Genomic DNA, 19427 nt, shown 5'->3' on the forward strand with positions numbered 1-19427 from the left:
AACTCAAACTCAAACTCAAACTCAAACTCAAACCGTTCAAGTACCTCAAGCCGTGTTTAATACAAAGGTAATCACTATTGAAAATTCTCAACTCAATCAATATTGGTCATTGGAGCAGATTAAACCTGTAATGTTAAACAAACGTCCTGATTGGTTACCAAGAGGTGCAGGTAAGGGCGAATATTATATTACGATTGACTCAAACGGTAACGAAGTCAGCAAAGCGCTTATTAGCTCGCAGCCAGAGGGCTGGATGACGCAAGCATTAGTCAATAAGATGCCAAAACAGCAGTATGTGCCAGCGGCATCGAATATTAAGCGAGTACCAGTGAAAGTGAAAATGGATTTTGAAGTAAAGCGTATGAATTGATCTTGAGAATACTTAACCTGTATTGAGCGATTTAACCAAATATAATTCGAGGGCAGAATAATACATTCCGCCCTCGATATTATTTTACAAACTATACATTATGACTAACCGTCGTCACTAGGCTAGGTCAAACCTGTCTGCATTCATTACTTTAGTCCACGTTTTAACAAAGTCTTTAACAAACTTCTCTTTTGCGTCGTCTTGTGCATAAATCTCTGCATACGAACGTAAAATAGAGTTTGAGCCAAAGACTAAATCAACTCGAGTTGCAGTCCATTTCACTTTATCAGTGCTGCGCTCCACAATGTGATACAGATTTTTACCTGCAGGCTTCCAGTTGTACGACATATCAGTTAAGTTGACAAAAAAGTCATTTGATAACACGCCAACATTGTCGGTAAATACACCGTGTTGACTGTTGTCGTAGTTGGTTCCTAATACTCGCATACCACCAACCAATACTGTCATTTCATGCGCGGTTAGCCCCATTAATTGAGTACGGTCGAGCATCATTTCTTCTGGCTGAACGATATAGTCTTTCTTTTGCCAGTTTCTAAATGCATCGTGTAGAGGCTCTAACACATCAAAAGACTCAACATCAGTTTGAGCTTGCGTTGCATCGCCACGTCCGGCAACAAAAGGCACCGATATCTTAACGCCAGCAGCATGAGCAGCTTGCTCTACTGCGGCTGATCCTCCGAGCACAATTAAATCTGCAATACTGACCGGCTTAGTTAGGCCTGCTTGAATAGTGGTTAACACCGCTAATACTTTTTGTAACCTTGTCGGCTCGTTACCTTGCCAGTCTTTTTGTGGCGCTAAACGAATACGTGCACCGTTGGCTCCGCCACGAAAATCTGAACCACGGAAAGTGCGGGCACTGTCCCAAGCCGTAGCCACAAGTTCAGCAATACTTAATCCACTGGCCAGAATCTTAGCTTTAGTGTCGGTAACTTCTTGTTCGGTTAAGCTGTAATCAACTTGTGGAACAGGATCTTGCCATATTAACTCTTCAGCAGGTACATCAGTGCCTAAATAACGACTTTTAGGACCCAAATCTCTGTGGGTAAGCTTAAACCAAGCACGAGCAAACACATCCGAGAAATAAGCTGGATCTTGATAAAAGCGATCTGAAATTTTTCTATACTCTGGGTCCATCTTCATCGCCATATCAGCGTCGGTCATGATAGGACTTAGGCGAATCGATGGATCTTCAACATCAACAGGCTTATGCTCTTCTTTGATGTCGATAGGCTGCCATTGCCATGCACCAGCAGGGCTCTTTTTAAGTTCCCACTCGTAGTTAAGCAATAACTCAAAGTAGCCATTGTCCCACTGAGTTGGGTTGGTTGTCCAAGCGCCTTCAATACCGCTTGTTACCGTATCGCGGCCAATACCGCGGCTTGTTTTGTTTAACCAGCCTAAACCTTGGTCTTCGAGTTCAGCCCCTTCAGGAGCGGCTTCGAGCTTTTCTGCACGACCATTGCCGTGACATTTACCGACAGTGTGACCACCAGCAGTAAGCGCGACGGTTTCTTCGTCATTCATTGCCATGCGTTCAAAGGTGACACGAATGTCTTGTGCGGTTCTCAGTGGGTCTGGCTTGCCATCAGGACCTTCAGGATTGACATAAATTAATCCCATCATTACGGCGGCTAATGGATTTTCGAGATCTCGTTCGCCTGAATAGCGGCTATTGGGTGTATCGCTTGTTGCCAGCCATTCTTTTTCTGAACCCCAGTATATGTCTTTCTCTGGATGCCAGATGTCAGCACGGCCGCCAGCAAACCCAAAGGTTTTTAGGCCCATAGATTCATAAGCAATGGTACCAGCGAGAATGATCAAATCAGCCCAAGACAACTTATTGCCATATTTCTTTTTAATTGGCCACAGTAATCTACGTGCTTTGTCTAAATTGGCGTTATCTGGCCAGCTGTTGAGTGGCGCAAAACGTTGGTTACCTGTTCCTGCACCGCCGCGACCGTCTGCTATACGATAAGTACCAGCAGAGTGCCAAGCCATACGGATCATCAGTCCACCATAATGGCCCCAGTCGGCTGGCCACCAATCTTTGCTATCAGTCATGAGTGCGTGGAGATCTTGTTTTACCGCAGACAAGTCGAGGCTTTTAAACGCCTCGCGGTAATCGAAGTTAGGATCCATTGGATCGGTTTTATTGTCATGCTGATGAAGAATATCGAGATTAAGTGCATTAGGCCACCACTCCATAACGTCGCTCGCGACTGTGGTATTGCCGCCGTGGTTTACTGGGCATTTGCCTTGGGTTTGTTGTGCTTTGTCCATGATAGGTTCCTTTATCACTAAAAATAGCATAAATTTTATGCATCACTGGATTTCTATAACAGGCTAACTGACTGTGACTACGAATGAAAGCGACTTTTTTCGGTCCGGCTAATCGATTTTATTGATGAATAAGATTAGTCATGCTGACTGTTAAAAATCGTTCGATAATAGAACAGTATGTTGATAGAGATTAGGCCAATAATTTGGTGTAAGTCATGATCCAAGTCATTAAAGACTATGATGCTAGACTGCGGTGCTCATTGATTGTTGTACTTGAATATAATGGGCAAAAGATGACATGGGCATAGGTTTACTATAGTAGTAACCTTGGGCGAGATCGCAACCGAGTGATGCTAGTAATGTCGCCGTTTCACTGTTCTCTACGCCTTCTGCTACAACATTACAATTTAAGTGTTGGGACAGAAAAATGACTGATTTTACTATTGCCAAGTCTGCATCGCTATGATGGATACTGTTGATAAATGAACCATCAATTTTAATTTGGGTAACAGGAAGGTCACGCAGTAGTTCTAGCGAAGAAAACCCCGTTCCAAAATCATCAATACTGAATGCTCCCCCCGCAGCGGTAATCTGTGTCATCGCATCCTTAGCTTGTGCAACATTGGTCATCATTGCACTTTCGGTTATTTCAAACATTATCTTCTGCGATGAGTGATTGCCGTTAACAAGTGACACACTTTTATTGATTAGGGTTGGATCTTGTAAATCTTTAGCGGACAAATTGAGGTGGATACACAAAGACAACCCCAAGGATTCAAAATGCTCAACGTCCTTTGCAACTTGTTGCATTACCCAATCGGTTATTTGGTTTATAAGGGTAGTTTGTTCGGCAATATTAATAAACACACTTGGGGGCGTGTAACTGCCATCTGGACGAGGCCAGCGAATAAGCGCTTCGACGCCGTAAAGGCTGTTGTCGCGAAGATTTATGATAGGTTGATACCAGAGTTCAAACTCCTGTTGTTCAATCGCGCGTTTTAATAAAGCACTGATATTCACTTTTTCGGCGGCATTGGTTTCAAGGCTATGATCATAGGTGGTATATAAGGTGGCTAGTTTTTTACTTGAGTACATAGCAATATCGGCTTGCTGTAACAATTGACCTATTTCACTTGCGTAGCTGGGATAGTGAGATAATCCTACGCTAGCGCCCACTAATAAATCATAACTCTCAATGCAAAATGCCTTTTCAAGCGCCTGGTGTATAGCGTTAATGGTGTGTTGAACCTGAGCTAATTCTACTTGAGTGACAATGACAGCAAATTCGTCTCCGCCAAGTCTAAATAACGTTGCATCATCGGGTAAGTGTTCCGAAACACTCTTACCGACTTCAATTAAGAGTAAGTCACCATAATAATGGCCTAAAGCATCATTGACTTGTTTAAAACGGTTTAAATCAATCAGCAACAGGCTGAATGGCAGTCCAACATCGACATGATGACTTAACGAGTTCATTAAATATTGTCGATTAGGTAGACCTGTTAAGCTATCGTGCAGCGCATTACTGCGCTCATTGATGACTAATTTTTCGACTTTAAGCAAACTCATTAAACTCAGTCGAGTGACCAACACAACAAATCCGCCACCAGAAAACATGATGATGCAAAAAATGACATCTGATATTGCCAAGTCAGATTGTTTACACAGGTAATAAAAAACCCCTGTATAGCCCAGCACGAAAAAGATGATCAATCCTCTAAGCACTCGCCAGCCAGTATTATTGTCCTTAACACAAATTTTGTTTACTGCTCTTAAACTAAAGACCAGCATACAGAGTCCTAAAATAAGCATTGATAAAGCCAATATCTGCAACAATCGCTATTTCCTGTGGTAAGAAGGGAAGGATAATCGATAAAACGAGCGAGCTGTTATTAAAGATTGCTGTAAAATGTAGTTGTGAAGGTGTGTTGTTTGTGTAGATTTATTAAGGACAGTGTATTTAAAATAGCGTTAAAAAGGTGTCTGTTAAGAAAATGGCTAACCCAAGATAGGTTAACCATTTAAATACTAGTGTACTAATGTTGTTTTTGCGTACTCAAAGTAGAAAATGAAATCAATTATTTAACGATGATTCTCATCATATTTAGTCATTGCACGTTGAGGTATCAAACATCTAACCGCGCAATGACATCTTGCCTTATACAGAATCAATATGTATTCATTAGCCGCGGTAACCAAATAATTTTTGCTCCATAATGGCTTTACTGACGGCGTCGGGTACGGCGTTAACCCATTCCCCTTGACCGCGACAAATTTGTTGTAAAATTTCTCGAGAAAAAATATTAAACAAATCAAGATTGCTTGATTCAATACTGGTGATAAAGCCGTTATCAAGCACGTGGCGGAATAAATAACGCAAGTTATTAGGCACACTGACATTGGTTAAGTCATTTAGCTCGCCTTTTTCATCCCGTTCTGGGTAGACAAACAAACGCGTATTATCAGGAAATAACTTACCAAAAGCTTCAAGAATGCCGCCTTCCATGCCACGATAATATTCTTCATCAAAAATTTGTTTAATGTTAACAATGCCCACCACAATGCCAATTTGTAATTGGGTGTACTGACGAAAATAAGCACGTAATGAAAAATAGCGGGTGTAATCAGAAATCATTACGTTATAGCCTAATAAGTTAAGCAATTTAACCCGTTCCATAATGTCCTTCTCGGTCATATTGGCATCTTTACCGTGTAAGTCATTCAGTGATATTTCTGCGATTAACACGGTATTTTTATCGGTTACCCCTTCTAATGTCGAAAAGGCTTTGTAGCCTTGCTCAATCATATCGACATTAAGGTTGGTAATGGGTTTAAATGAACCACGAATGGTTAACACGTTCTTTTTGTACAGCATATCGGCAGGTACCGCGACACTGCCATCGGCTTTGAACATAATAGCGCGAGTTTTCCAGCTGCGAATAAGATGAATATTCTTGGCTTGATTGTCGACATCTTCAAAGTAGGGACCTTGAAAGTCGATACAATCAATTTCAATCCGATTGGCTTTTAGGCTGTCGGTTAACGAATCGATAATCATTTTTGGATCTTCAAAATAATAGTAGCTGGCGTAAATAAGGTTAACCCCTAAAATACCCAGCGCTTGTTGTTGTGCTTCAGCGCTGTCATCAAACATGCGTACATGGACAATAATATTAGACGGCTCAGCACCAGGGTACATTTGAATACGCACCCCGCACCATGCATGGCATTCGTTTTTACGATTAAAGCTCTTGGCTGAGACAGTAGCTGCATAGGTAAAATATCGTGAAGACTTAGAGCGAATGGCTCCAACACGATCGACCACTAAATCAAACTCTTGCTCCATCATCGCTAGCACACGAGCTTTACTGACATAACGGCCATCTTCTTGGACACCATAGATGGCATCTGAAAATTTCATATCGTAGGCCGACATGGTTTTCGCTATCGTACCCGCAGCAGCGCCAGCCACAAAAAAGTTACGTGCGACTTCTTGTCCTGCACCAATTTCAACAATGGTGCCGTACTTTTTTTCGTCTAGATTTAAACGAAGGGCTTTTTCTTTGGTGCCACGCGAACTGACTTGCTTATCCATATTATCTCCACACGATAAAATATTCATATCTTAAGGTTACGGCTAACAATGTTATAGCAAGTTGAAATATGCGCTAGTGCTGAAAGGAAAAATGTGTCGATATAATGATGATTTTACGTTAATTGTTACTTTATTGATGTTTATAGTGGCATTTTTACTCAGGTCGTCGATGCAGATGGCCAGAATCATTATTTTTAGATTAAACAGAAGATAGCCGCCACAGTTTTAACAAAATGTGGTGGCTATGGTGATGTTATCTCGAGTCCAGGCTATCTCTAGTACTGGTTATCTTGGGACATCCATCATGGTTTGCAAAAACACCGCCGAAAAAGGCGCTTTTTGTTGTTTTTTAATCTGTGGACTTAACCCATTTTCAAATAAAACAAATAAATAATCATGACCATTACTGACATTCACTCTGCCAGCTAGGTTTGCAATGCCCAACATACTGCCTGTTTTAGCAAACACATGGTTTTTCAACGGTGATTTATTGAAATAGCGTTTATAGCGTAAAGTGCCACTAACACCAGATTCTGGTAACAACTCGAGTAAAAAGTGGTACTCAGGTTGTTGGTATAAGGTGGTGAGTACACTTAATACGTGTTCAGGCGTGAGTAAGTTATAACGCGACAAACCAGAGCCATCGGCGATGTTTGCATTTGATAAATCGATGCCAATAGAATACAGAATGGTTTTTAATGCTTGGCCACTTCGGGCAAAATCACTGGGTGCTTGATAATAAACCTCACCCAATTTTTTTAATAAACTGTCGGCAATTAAATTATCTGATTTAAGCAACATGGTTTCGAGCAATTTAGGCAAGGCTGCAGATTGGTGGCTGGCGATCACTTGTCTTTGAGCCATAAACTGCGGTTCTGTTTTCATTTTTTGTGCTGTAATGGGTTGCTGATGCACAATGCCTAAAGAAGCCAATTGTTTGGCTACGATCTGTTGCGCGTACAGTTGTGGTTCGGTAATGGCTATTGCCAAAGGCAATGATTTAGCGCCAACATGGCAGCCACTAAGATGATAGCGATTATTATCGAAACGGCTTAACGTTAACTGACACTGTGGTACTGATTCTGTTAGATATGCAGGAAGAACAACCGCATCGGTTAATGTCTTCACTGTGGGCTTAGCAACAGGTCGGTTGATGATTGGGGTGACAAAATAAGCATCATTGGTGATTTCAATGGGCCGATTTCCCATCATGGTGATGTTGGCCACTTTATTGTAGCCGGTTGTTGCTAATCGACCATAGACACAATTTTTATCAATGATGAAAGGCGATATTGGTGCTGCGTAGCAAATCCCTAAATCATCCCATACCCAGCCAGGTGCCTGCAGTTGGCTATCTTGCTCACTGGTTAATACAATATTGCCCGTCAGTTCAGTGATACCTAGCAGACTTAAAGAGGCGAGTAACTGTCGCAAATCTTGATACTTTAAGGTTGGGTCGCCACTAAATTCTATGTAAATGTCGCCAGAATATATGCCATTATCAATTTGGCTTTTATCTAAAGGTTGCTCTGCTAACGTAGTTAAACGGGTTTGATAGGTAAAGTCTTTACCGAGTTGTTTAGTTGCCGCCAATGCGGTTAACAGTTTTTGAACACTGGCAGGTTGCATTAACGATTGGTTGTTGTACTCAAATACTGTTTGTTGAGTCGTCATGTCCCACACTGTGATGCCGAGCTGTGAATGTGTTGGTTTTAGTAACTGGAGCATATTATCAAGATACAATGCTGCAGGTTGCTGGGTAGTACTATCACTATAAACTGTTTGTGGCTGACTGAGTGCTACTTGGTCGGGTGTTTCTGCTGCGATTGCAACATTCACCAGGCTTGTGATAATCAATGCTCCTAGCAGACATAAGGCTTGAGTGAACCGCAAAGAGGGTTGTTCATAAAAGAAACGAGGCTGGGGGAGACAAAAAAGAAAGGAATTCATAAAAGCCTATTGTGAGAGTTCAGTAACGATAGGTTATGTTAGCTGATGATATCCTTAGCTGATATGCATTTGATGTTTTTTGGTTATATTTCCTCATTTATGATAATTAGAATTAATGTTTAACTTATTATCATTGACGCTTTAGTTGACTAGTTAGCAAGCAATCTCGCTTTATTACGCAAATTATCAACAAAAAAGCGTACTAAAACCGCAGCTAAGTAAGAAAAATCTTGCTCATCACCTTGTTAGTCGGTAATTTCTATCAGCTTAACAGAACGCCAAGCTCACTAATCTTCAGAATTAGATGCCTCAGAGCTGCAATAGTTCTATTTTGCAGCATATTGTGGTGTGATATAAGTTGATTAGAGCGGATAGACAGACCACGATAGACCATTCAGCAATGATATTTATTATTGTAAAGGTTATCTCGTTAGCTCTATCGATATTGCGTTAAAAGAAACATCATCAATTGAGGTTGACGTTACTTATTCTGAAGTCACTTATTCCCTCAATTTATCTGTAAGCATGGCATGTATTACTTGCTAAACAGTTGAACAGCGTACTTACAATTACAATATATCGCTGTGATGTTTTTTAAACTTGATCCCATTACTGATTATGGTAATGGTCACCCATTTTAAGGAGGATGCCTTGCTGGATAAGCTAGGTGGTATTGCCCTAAATGCAGATGCTGTGTCTTGGTTGCTTAAGCCAAAAGATTTTAAGCAAGCCTTACTAACTAAAATTGCATCGGCAACATCTTCAATTTACATCGCAGCATTATATGTTGAAGATGATGAAGCTGGCCGTGAGGTATTGCAGGCGTTATTAGACGCAAAGAACCAAAACCCACAATTAGATATCAAAGTGTTAGTGGATTATCATCGTGCACGCCGAGGCCTAATAGGTCAAAAGGGCGACAGTGGTAATTATATTTTATATCGTCAATTAATGGACCAAGCAACGCATCCGTTTGATATTGTCGGTGTGCCGGTGAAGTCTCGCGAATTTATGGGTGTACTGCATCTTAAAGGCTTTATCATCGACGACACTGTTATTTACAGTGGCGCGAGCATTAACAACATTTATTTACAACAGCAAGAAAAATACCGTTTCGATAGATACCATGTTATCGATTGTCCTGAGCTGGCTCGCAGTATGCGTGACATGATAAAGCAGAATATCGTTAGCGATCCTGCCGTAAGTGTATTAAGTCAAGCTGCAGACAATGAAGATAACCCTGAAAAGAACGATGTAAAAAGTTTTAAACATCGTCTATCTCAGGCCCGTTATCAGTATACCTCTACCACTGTGGGTAACCGTGTTACGCCATTGATCGGTTTAGGCAGAAAGAACAACGGATTAAATGACACTATTGTTAAGTTAGTCGATGAATCAACTAAAGAGTTGTTTATTTGTACGCCTTATTTCAACCCGCCAACGATTTTAACTCGTGCATTAGCAAGACATCTGCGTGATGGCAAAAAAATAGATATTGTCGTTGGTGACAAAACGGCGAATGACTTCTACATTCCGCCGGATCAAGATTTTTCAACGATTGGTGCGTTGCCGTACATGTACGAGCAATCACTGCGTAAATTTGCCAAAAACCAGCAATGGGCTATTGAGAACGGACAACTGAATATTCATTTATGGAAAGATGGTATTAACAGTTTTCATTTGAAGGGCATCAGTGCCGATAATCGAAAGCATCTGATAACGGGTTCGAACCTAAACCCACGAGCGTGGGCATTGGATTTAGAAAATGGCTTATTATTGCATGATGAGTCAGGATCTTGGAAAGAGTCGTTTATTCAAGAGCAGCAATATATCTTGCTACACACTGAGCGGTTATTTCATTATAGCCAAATTGATACTTTGCAGAAATACCCTAAACCGGTGAAGAAAATAATGAATCGAATTCGCCGTTTAAAAGCAGACTTTTTATTACGCCGTATTCTATAATTTCCTCATAATGCGTTTATCAGTTCATCACCAGCATTGGTGATGAATTTTTTTCATCTTAGAGTTGCAGAATGTCAGAATTACCGACTAAACCCACTAAAGCGCCAATTCATGCGGTTCACCGTTTGCATGAGTATCGGAAATCCTTGTCGACAAAGCCCTTCGGCGCGCGAGGAAAGAAACTTATTAGATGTAATTTGTGCCTCTTGGGTGAATTATTTTGCACCTGTAAACATCGTCAATACTTGAATACCAACACCAGCTTTATGTTGATTATGTATAACGATGAAGTATTAAAACCAACCAATAGTGGTAGGCTGATTGCCGACTTAATTCCTGATACCCATGCGTTTTTGTGGACTCGAACCGAGACCGATACTGCAATGTTGGCCTTATTGTCTAATCCAACTTATCAACCATTTTTAGTTTTCCCACAACAATATATTGAGAACGATCAAGTCGTCGTTGAGCAAATAACGGTCACTTCGTTGACGACTGAGCAGGGCATAACCAAAATACCTTTGTTAGTTATGCTTGATGGCAGTTGGCGTGAAGCCATTAAAATGTATCGTAAAAGCCCGTATTTACAACAAATGCCAGTGCTTTCATTTGCACCTGAAACCTTAGCAACCTACGCTCTGCGTAAAGGCAGCCATGATTTTCAACTGGGCACAGCAGAAGTCGCGGCAATGGCATTAACCGCAGCTCAAGAGCCTCAAAATGGGTTAGCATTATCGACTTGGTTTGATTTATTCGTAGAATCTTCCTTGCTTGGGCGTAACCGTCGGGCAAAAGAAACCTTAACGCCAATTTCTGAGTTTATTGATGCTTTTAAACATGCATTACAGGCTAGTCATGAGGGCGGTAAAAAATAGCTTAATCGGCGCCAAACGGTTGCATATTGTGTTAAATTACGTGATGCTAACTGAACGTTAATGGTGTTAGTTATCGCTATTAGGTTATCAATTTTACCTAAGCAACATTCTAATCTGCAGGATTTTATTAAGGATCGTTTCGTACACATTATGGAAGAGTTGATAAACAGTGCTAGAGAGATAAATACTAAAAAATTAGTTGTTTTGTGTCGTCTTGAACCCGGTTGTTTGGGACCCGATGGTGCTGAGCATATCAACACTTTTTGCCAGGTGGCCGAGCGAGCATTAGTAAACTTAAATGCTGATGTGTGTCATTGGTTTCTTGCGCCTCGCTTAGACAAAAGCTTAATAGAAATTCAATACAGCCTTGCAGGTAAGGTGTTGTCTCGTGATAAAGCGGTTAAGTTTATTAGCTCGTTTGATCAAGACCTTGATGACATAGAAGAGCGTTTTGAAGATAAATTGACCCAATTAATTAATCAATATATTGCCCGTAAACGGTAAATGTAGCTCATGTGTTGTAGATTCCTTTCATAGCACTTTAGCCTGTACTTTAACTCTCCCCATAGTGCTAAGGCTTACCGTTTTATCAATTATCGTATAATCCTATGTTGTTTGGGGTTAATAACAGGATTTTATATGACTCCCTCAGCATATAGTGACGCAGCAACTTCTGACGTCGCTCCAACATTTTTCGATCAACAGACGCTACACCAATTGTTGCAGCAACAATTTGGTTTTACTGAGTTCAGAGAAGGCCAACAAGCCGTTATTGAAACCATTTTGGCCGGTCATTCTGCGTTAGCTATATTTCCTACCGGTTCAGGTAAGTCCTTGTGTTATCAGTTTTGTGCCCAACAGTTACCCAACCTAACCTTAGTTATTTCGCCTTTGCTGGCTTTAATGAAAGATCAGCTGGCATTTTTAGCCAGTAAAGGCATCGCCGCCGCTAGTATTGATTCAAGTTTAACTTATGAACAAACGCAACAAGTGATGCGCGATGTACGAGATCAACGTACACGAATTTTGATGGTGTCAGTTGAGCGTTTTAAAAATGAGCGTTTTAGGCAATTTCTTAAGTCAGTCCCTATTTCGTTGCTGGTGGTTGATGAAGCGCATTGTATTTCAGAATGGGGACACAATTTCAGGCCTGATTACTTAAAAATCCCTCAATATTGCCAAGAATTTTCAATCCCTCAAAGTTTGTTATTAACAGCGACGGCAACTGAGCAAGTAAAATTGGATATGGCTAAACGTTTTGGTTTGATACCAGAGCAGGTGGTGCAAACCGGTTTTTATCGGCCAAATTTAGATTTGTCTGTTGTCGCGGTTAATCAGCAACAAAAGCTCACTCAGCTCGCGTATACCGTTAAAAACTATCAAGGTGCTGGCATAGTGTATGTAACCCTACAGAAGACCGCTGAGGACGTTACTGCGCACTTAATCAGTCAAGGGATCAATGCTGCTGCGTACCATGCAGGTATGGATCAAACTGTTCGACAACATATTCAACAACAATTTATGCAGAACCACATTCAAGTGATAGTGGCGACTATTGCTTTTGGTATGGGCATTGATAAATCAGATATTCGATTTGTTATCCATTTTGATTTACCTAAGTCGATTGAAAATTACAGCCAAGAAATCGGTCGAGCAGGGCGTGATGGTTTGCTAGCCCATTGTGTGACGTTAGCAAATTTAGATGGATTAAATACTGTTGAAAATTTTGTTTACGGTGATACACCTGAAGCAGATAATATAGGTCAATTATTAGGCATTATTGCAGCTGAAACCGAAAGTGGTCGCTGGGAAGTACAAGAAACGCCATTGTCCACAGCATGTAATATTCGTTCATTGCCGTTGAAAACATTATTTGTGCAGTTAGAGCTTTTAGGCGTGATCCGCCCAAGCTATGCTTATTTTGCTGAATTTAAATATCGGTTTGTGGAAGACCAGCAAGCCATCCTCAGTCGGTTTAACGATCAGCGCCAGCAATTCTTGAGTCAGGTATTTGCCCATACGCAGTTTAAAAAGGTGTGGGGACAACTGGATTTTGACAGTTTATATCAACAACATGGTTGTGAACGACAACGAGTTGTTGCGGCATTAGACTATTTAGCTGAACAGAATTTGATAATTCTTGAGACAAAAAAAATCACTCAAGTGTATGATGTACAACAGCAGGCATTAGCGACACCGCAGCAATTACAACAATTGACCCAGCAACTCAGTCAATATTTTAGTGAGAATGAACATAAAGAGATTGTGCGGATTGGTAAGCTAGTCGATTTTTTTGAACTTGATCGTTGTTTAAGTGCAAATTTAGCTCACTATTTTGATGACCACTCGGTGCCACAAGTATGTGGTCACTGCAGCGTTTGTCGTGGGCAAATTGCCGTCTTATCCAAACAGGCTGTGGCTCCGTTACCAGACTCGGCCACAGTGACAACATTGCTTGAACCGTTAATTTTAGTGGCTCGAGCAAAATCGTTACCCACTCCAACCATTGCCACGCAGGCTAAATTTCTTGCTGGTATGATAATGCCAATGTTTAGTCGTTTGAAAGTTAAACAACTAGATGGCTTTGGACGTTTTAGTGCTTATCGATATCAAGATATTCTGGATACTGTTAAGAAGGTAAATTCATGAAACCGGTTCCTAAAATACTGTTAGAGCGACACGGTGAGTTAATACAAAGTGAAGGCGTGACGGTGGTGTCCCATATTCAACGGCAAGTTGGAGAATGGGTGGTTCAAACGTTAATGATTAAAGATTGCGATGTGCCATTTAAATACAAGCGACCTCAGCGTTTCAAGAGTTTGTTAGATCATAAAGTCAATTTAATTTACTACCCGGCAAAAGAAGTCGTGGGTGGATTTGAAATTGAAATAATGCAAGTGGTAAGGGTTCGCCGTTACTAAATCTAATCGATTAAGCTCAGCACACGATTGTCTCGGTGTGCTGAGTATTAAGAGTGGATCATTTGAGCTTTTCTCAATGTGATTCAACAATTGATGTGCCATTTTCATATCACGTTTCCAAGCATGGCAATATCGTCGCTTAGCCATTGTACAAGTGTAGTATCATCTCCCGCATCAATCTGCTCGACTAATGTCATTGCGCTTGCCACAGCACCCACATTGGCCGTTAGGCAGGGTTCAACTAACCCAAATCAAATACCCATAAATCGTCAACAGATTAACAAGGTAGCCCGAGAATAAAGATAAACTCTTTGCGTCTAATCATTATTGGCCACTATACACAAACTCGCTCGCAGTTTTCCACACTCTATATCGTAAGTCGGTGCCTTCTGGTAAATAAAACACTTTAGGTTGACGGCTGTCATAGCGTAATGTCAGTGCTTCATTAAGCACGATAAACTCAGCTGATTTAGCGTTAGTGCACATCATTTTGGTTGTCGGACCTTGCATCACTTTTTCGACTAGGTAATAGACATATCCCCAACCGGCTAATGATACTTTGTCAATGTCACCGATGAGCTTGGTCTTATTGCAATCGACGATTTGATTTTGACCAATTTGCACTTCAAACATGTAATCTTGCTCATTTTTCAGTTCAGGCAAGGTCAGTACATGTTGTACCATGCCCTCAGTGGGGGCTGGATACATTTTACTGGCTCGTTGCGGCTGATATTGACTGACATCCATAACCGTAGTGTTAATTTTCAGGGTGTTCAGATAATGATTGTCAACGGGACTGGTAGCTCGCGATCCAAACGAGATGACACCGGCACAGATGACCGTAACCGTCATCACGAATTTTATGGTATCAGTAACACTGATTCGTTTCATATTCTGTCCTTTTAAAATACATGTAATACCATCTCGCATAAAACGGCATTCTATTGTTCGTATGCACACACAAACGCTAAGGTATAGTGTGTACTTCTCACAATTAATCCCAGAAAAATAGGCCAAATCGTCTTTTACTTACCAATTGCCTTGTGCATATAATTCATAGCAGGTTTGGCATCAAACAATCCAGCTTAACCTTATTTACTCGCTCTTTCGTCAGAGTTGTATGAGTTAGTTAGTGTAAACGCTGCTTGGCATGAAAAGGGTTAAAATGATTATTTTTTATTTATGCTTGTTTATTGGACAACATCAATAATTGAGTTTAGTTCATAAGTATGACATAACATACTGATAACCTTTGACACATTGTATTTATTAATAAGGTATCGCCTTCGATGCATAATACCCAAAATCTTGAACAAACCTCGCATATACTGCATTTAGCGTTACCTAAAATGGCAGACTTAGCTATTCCTGTCACGCCAGAAAACTATGCTATTTGGTTTGATTATTTTGCTGAGAGCAACCTTAATCTAAAACGCGCAATTGACGGTTTAATTGCTAATGGTGTTCAATTTACTCCCGAAGTTAATTTAGGTTTATACAATCGATTTATTGAAGAACAATCACCAGAAATTATTGAAAACGTCCAAATCGAAACTCAAATTCTGATTAACAGCTTACTTAATAAGATTGAGCAGTTAAATGTTGGCACGGAATCTTTTTCATCTAACCTCAATCAATTTGGCGAAAAGCTGCAAACAAATCCTAATGCTGATGAGCTCAATTTTATCGTTGGTTCCATTGTCGCCGAAGTTGATCAAGTCATTGCTAATAATCGCCAAATGTCTGCGAGCCTCGAGTCATTATCTGAAGAAGTTGCTAACCTTAAAGACGAAATGGAAAATTTGAGTAAAGTGGCTATGACGGATGAACTTACATCGTTAAAGAACCGCCGCTCTTATGAGTTGTTTGCTGCAGAGCAGGTCACCAAGTTTGTCGACACTCAAACGGTATGCAGTTTGTTGATGATTGATATTGATAATTTTAAGATGTTTAATGATACTTTTGGCCACTTAATTGGCGATAAAGTGTTGGCTTATGTGGCTTTAGCCATGAAAAATACCGTTAAAGGTGATGATTTGGTTGCTCGCTATGGTGGTGAAGAGTTTGTGGTAATGTTACCCAATGCCAAGCTTATTGATGCCGTTAACGTGGCGGAAAAAATACGTGAAAGAATTACATTAAAACAGCTTTCTATCGGTAAAGAAAAGAAACAAAACCTGGGGCATATTACCGTTTCTATTGGAGTGGCCACTATTCAAACGGGTGATGATGTAGATACCTTATTATCGCGGGCTGACGAACAACTTTATATTGCAAAAGCTGCCGGCAAAAACTGCGTCAAATTTGGTTAACATTAATCGGTGGTTTTACGGTGCGATGCTCTTTTAATTAGCTTGTTTGCAGTAACCAATATTTGTGGTAACAAATGTTTGCAGTAACAAATGTTTGCAGTAACAAATGTTTGCGGTAACCAATGTTTGATTTAAAAACGTTAAGCCCACAACGAATCAACTTTTTAGCGGTTGATCCATGTGGGCTTATGTTTATCTGCTGTTGATTACATTTAACACAACCAAAATGTTATTGCGCTTTAGGTTGTAAATCCATGTGCATCTTTATTAAATGTTCTTCCATATCAAATGATACCGTAAACCCAAGTGACTTGGCGAGGTTGGCCATACTGCGGTTTTCAAACATGGTAAAGCCCGTTAAATAAAGTGTATTGTTGGTTTTATAGTAAGCAATCAGTTTTTCCAGTAGTAACTTGCCTAAGCCAATCCCTTGATAATTACTGCGAACCGCCATAGCAAACTCGGCTTCGGTATTATCTGGGTCGATAGACGCTCTTACAGCCCCTAATGTTAGCTCTTCACCATCCTCTGTCATTGTCGTCGCAATAAATGCCATCTCACGCGAATAATCAATTTGCGTTAATACTGCCATTTCTTCATGGGTCATGCGTGATCGCACTCCAAAATAGCGCTTGTATCTGTCTTCATCACTTAACGAATTATCAAAATCTAAGTGTTTAGGCTCATCTTCTGGCAAAATAGGCCGTAACATTATCTCAAGACCATTTTTTAACGTGGTAGTTTGTTCTAATTCTTTTGGATAGGGCAAAATCGCTAAACGGTTAATGTTGTCTTGCGGGGTGGCATGAAGCCGCATATTGACATCTAACAAGGTGATTTTCTCACCCGCGGCCAAAACAGGATTAATGTCTACTTCGGCAATTTCAGGACAATCAATAATTAAGTGAGATATTTGAGTCAGCATCACGCATAAAGCATTCATGTCTAGGCCGAGTGGCAAATGACGGTCTCGCAGCTTATGGGTTTTAAGTGCTTGAATCACCATATAACGAGCCAGTGCCATGTTTAACGGTGGCAGTGCAACCGCAGCGTCGCGTGTTGGGTCCCATTCTGATCCACCTTCACCTAAACAGATTGCCGGACCAAATACTGGGTCATTAATTACCGACACCCTAATTTCTTGTGCACCTGCGGTTAATGCCATTTTTTGAATAATTAATCCGTCAATTTTGGCTGAAGGATTAGTTTGATGCACCCGGTCAATAATAGAGTGGGCGGCATGACTGACATCTTCATCAGAGGCTAAATTTAGCACTACACCGTGCACATCAGATTTATACAGTAAGTCTGGTGATTGCACTTTTAACGCCACAGGATAACCGACCTGGTTGGCGACATTAACCGCTTCATCAACATCTTTTACAAATCGCGTTTCAATGGTGTTGAGTCCGTAAGCACGTAAAATATCGACGGCTTGATGGGTTTCAACCACTGTTTGACCATTATCCAAAGCGCGTTGTAATAATAGTCGTGCCGCTTTGCTGTCAGTCGGAATATTATCAGGTATCGACTGCGGTACTTCTTGGAGTAGCTTTTGGTTACGACGGTATTCGACCATGTGCATAAATGCTCTTACGGCACCTTCAGGGGTTCGATAGGTCGGAATGCCAGCTTTGGTAAACCGTTTACGGGCCAAATAAGCTGAGTCTTCACCGCTCCAATTGGTGAGCATATTGATTCTATTGCGGTTAGGGTGTTGATTGATGGTGTCGATAATACTGTTAGCAATATCAACACTTTCACCTAATACAGATGGTGAATGTAGCACCAAGATAGTGTCAGTATCGTTACTGCTCATAAGTACTTTTAATGTATCTGCATAGCGTTGGCTGTCTGAATCACCAATCATGTCGATAGGATTTTGTTGTGACCAAGTATTGGGTAAAATAGCATTCAGTTCTGCGACGGTTTTTTCTGACAATTGTGCCAGTTTGCCACCTTTAATAATCAACTCATCCGCGGCCAATACAGCAGGGCCGCCGCCATTACTCATAATGACTAATCGTTCACCTTTTAATGGGGTCGAATGAGCAAGGCTTTCTACCGCAGCAAATAATTCAATTAAATCATTTACTCTTAACATACCGGCACGTCTAAAAGCGGCTTCATAAACGGCATCGTTGCCACCAATACCACCAGTATGGAGCATTGCGGCTTGCACACCTTCACGGCTGCGACCTGATTTAATCACAAAGATGGGTTTATTGCGTGAGGCAGCGCGAGCGGCAGATAAAAAGTGACGTTTTTCGTTAATGGAATCGATATACAGCATGATAGCGCTGGTTTTACTGTCGCGGCCTAAATAATCGAGTAATTCATCAAAGTCGATATCGGTGGCATCACCGAGTGAAATAAACGACGAAAAGCCAATACCTTTGTTGTTGGCCCAATCGAGTACCGTGGTGCAAATGGCTGCTGATTGCGACACAAATGCAATTTTGCCTACGTTGGCTCCTGCGTGCGCTAAACTGGCATTGAGTCCAATAGGCGGTAAAATCATTCCCAAACTATTGGGGCCTAATAAGCGCATGCCGTATCGTTTGGCATATTGTTTGGTGAGTTCAAGTAAATTATTACCTTGCTCGTCAGTTTGCGATGCCATGCCAGAGGCCATAATAATCGCAACTTTACAGCCAAATTGAGCCAAACGTTCAACAATACTGGGCACTCTTAAGGCGTTGGTGCAAATAATGGCTAAATCAGGTTTGATCGGTAATGCTTCAATATTGGGGTACGCCAATACACCCATTACTGCGGTATATTTGGGTGTGACAGGCATTATTGGCCCAGAAAAACCGCCTGATAACAGGTTTTTCATGATTGCTTTACCTGCACGCTTATTGCCGTTAGATGCGCCAATGACTGCCACCGAAGTGGGTTTAAAGAGTGCATTAATGCTGCGTTGACTCATAAAATGTGACCTTAGCTGGCTGGCAATAAACACGGTTGTTAACACTAGATTAGCATAATATTTTATCGAATAACGATAAAGAGATTATTTTAACAGACGGGCCATTTTGTGAATAAAACCAATTACTCACTTAATCATTGGTAATCAATTATCTCATCAAAAAAAACCATCGATAGACTCGATTTCAGAGCATTGTCTCGGCC

General features: G+C 40.9%; 13 protein-coding genes. 7 read left to right on the forward strand and 6 right to left on the reverse strand.

Annotated features, from left to right (window positions below):
* The coding region (locus H5125_RS16165; protein WP_182744758.1) for a hypothetical protein at positions 1-370 on the forward strand (370 nt) is incomplete at its 5' end.
* 117 nt (positions 371-487) lie between these two features.
* Here the strand turns inward: H5125_RS16165 and katG are convergent.
* The 4 genes from katG to dacB form a co-directional block, all read right to left on the reverse strand.
* A complete protein-coding gene (katG, locus tag H5125_RS16170; RefSeq protein WP_101088371.1) occupies positions 488-2674 on the reverse strand; it encodes a catalase/peroxidase HPI in 2187 nt (728 codons plus the stop codon).
* A gap of 243 nt (positions 2675-2917) precedes the next feature.
* Complete coding sequence (locus H5125_RS16175; RefSeq protein ID WP_182744759.1) at positions 2918-4465, reverse strand: bifunctional diguanylate cyclase/phosphodiesterase; 1548 nt, start codon at positions 4463-4465, stop codon at positions 2918-2920.
* Between the two features lie 391 nt (positions 4466-4856).
* Positions 4857-6269, reverse strand: coding sequence for a TonB-dependent receptor (locus tag H5125_RS16180; RefSeq protein ID WP_182744760.1), 1413 nt, complete (start codon positions 6267-6269; stop codon positions 4857-4859).
* Positions 6270-6554: 285 nt separating this feature from the next.
* Positions 6555-8126, reverse strand: coding sequence for a D-alanyl-D-alanine carboxypeptidase/D-alanyl-D-alanine-endopeptidase (dacB, locus tag H5125_RS16185; protein WP_182744761.1), 1572 nt, complete (start codon positions 8124-8126; stop codon positions 6555-6557).
* Between the two features lie 717 nt (positions 8127-8843).
* Between dacB and pssA the strand changes: the two genes are divergently transcribed.
* From pssA to H5125_RS16210, 5 genes are all read left to right on the forward strand, one after another.
* Positions 8844-10184 (forward strand): CDP-diacylglycerol--serine O-phosphatidyltransferase, encoded by a 1341-nt coding sequence (gene pssA / locus H5125_RS16190; protein ID WP_101088367.1) that lies wholly within the window; start codon positions 8844-8846, stop codon positions 10182-10184.
* 71 nt (positions 10185-10255) lie between these two features.
* Complete coding sequence (locus H5125_RS16195; RefSeq protein ID WP_182744762.1) at positions 10256-11059, forward strand: tRNA-uridine aminocarboxypropyltransferase; 804 nt, start codon at positions 10256-10258, stop codon at positions 11057-11059.
* Between the two features lie 150 nt (positions 11060-11209).
* Positions 11210-11563: a hypothetical protein gene (locus tag H5125_RS16200; RefSeq protein ID WP_101088488.1), complete on the forward strand. Its 354-nt coding sequence runs from the start codon at positions 11210-11212 to the stop codon at positions 11561-11563.
* Between the two features lie 135 nt (positions 11564-11698).
* Positions 11699-13708 (forward strand): ATP-dependent DNA helicase RecQ, encoded by a 2010-nt coding sequence (locus tag H5125_RS16205; protein ID WP_182744763.1) that lies wholly within the window; start codon positions 11699-11701, stop codon positions 13706-13708.
* Positions 13705-13980, forward strand: a complete 276-nt coding sequence (locus H5125_RS16210; protein WP_011637386.1) for a hypothetical protein — start codon at positions 13705-13707, stop codon at positions 13978-13980. Before H5125_RS16205 ends, H5125_RS16210 begins: the two co-directional genes overlap by 4 nt.
* Positions 13981-14304: 324 nt before the next feature.
* On the opposite strand, the gene eco is transcribed toward H5125_RS16210, so the two are convergent.
* Entirely contained in the window at positions 14305-14871 is a 567-nt protein-coding gene (eco, locus tag H5125_RS16215; RefSeq protein WP_101088364.1) for a serine protease inhibitor ecotin, read from the reverse strand.
* Between the two features lie 398 nt (positions 14872-15269).
* Here eco and H5125_RS16220 point away from each other — a divergent pair, with 398 nt between their 5' ends.
* Positions 15270-16292 (forward strand): GGDEF domain-containing protein, encoded by a 1023-nt coding sequence (locus H5125_RS16220; protein ID WP_182744764.1) that lies wholly within the window; start codon positions 15270-15272, stop codon positions 16290-16292.
* A 229-nt stretch (positions 16293-16521) separates the two neighbouring features.
* Here H5125_RS16220 and H5125_RS16225 read toward each other — a convergent pair whose 3' ends face one another.
* On the reverse strand, positions 16522-19224 hold the full coding sequence (locus tag H5125_RS16225) for an acetate--CoA ligase family protein (protein WP_101088362.1): 2703 nt from the start codon (positions 19222-19224) through the stop codon (positions 16522-16524).
* Positions 19225-19427: the final 203 nt, after the last annotated feature.

Origin of the sequence: Shewanella sp. SR44-4, assembly GCF_014163715.1 — a bacterium.
GTDB lineage: Bacteria > Pseudomonadota > Gammaproteobacteria > Enterobacterales > Shewanellaceae > Shewanella.

Coding starts and splice junctions, on each gene's coding strand:
- katG (WP_101088371.1), bottom strand. CDS start 2,674: ATGGACAAAGCACAACAAACCCAAGGCAAATGCCCAGTAAACCACGGC.
- H5125_RS16175 (WP_182744759.1), bottom strand. CDS start 4,465: ATGCTGGTCTTTAGTTTAAGAGCAGTAAACAAAATTTGTGTTAAGGAC.
- H5125_RS16180 (WP_182744760.1), bottom strand. CDS start 6,269: ATGGATAAGCAAGTCAGTTCGCGTGGCACCAAAGAAAAAGCCCTTCGT.
- pssA (WP_101088367.1), top strand. CDS start 8,844: ATGGTCACCCATTTTAAGGAGGATGCCTTGCTGGATAAGCTAGGTGGT.
- H5125_RS16195 (WP_182744762.1), top strand. CDS start 10,256: ATGTCAGAATTACCGACTAAACCCACTAAAGCGCCAATTCATGCGGTT.
- H5125_RS16200 (WP_101088488.1), top strand. CDS start 11,210: ATGGAAGAGTTGATAAACAGTGCTAGAGAGATAAATACTAAAAAATTA.
- H5125_RS16205 (WP_182744763.1), top strand. CDS start 11,699: ATGACTCCCTCAGCATATAGTGACGCAGCAACTTCTGACGTCGCTCCA.
- H5125_RS16210 (WP_011637386.1), top strand. CDS start 13,705: ATGAAACCGGTTCCTAAAATACTGTTAGAGCGACACGGTGAGTTAATA.
- eco (WP_101088364.1), bottom strand. CDS start 14,871: ATGAAACGAATCAGTGTTACTGATACCATAAAATTCGTGATGACGGTT.
- H5125_RS16220 (WP_182744764.1), top strand. CDS start 15,270: ATGCATAATACCCAAAATCTTGAACAAACCTCGCATATACTGCATTTA.
- H5125_RS16225 (WP_101088362.1), bottom strand. CDS start 19,224: ATGAGTCAACGCAGCATTAATGCACTCTTTAAACCCACTTCGGTGGCA.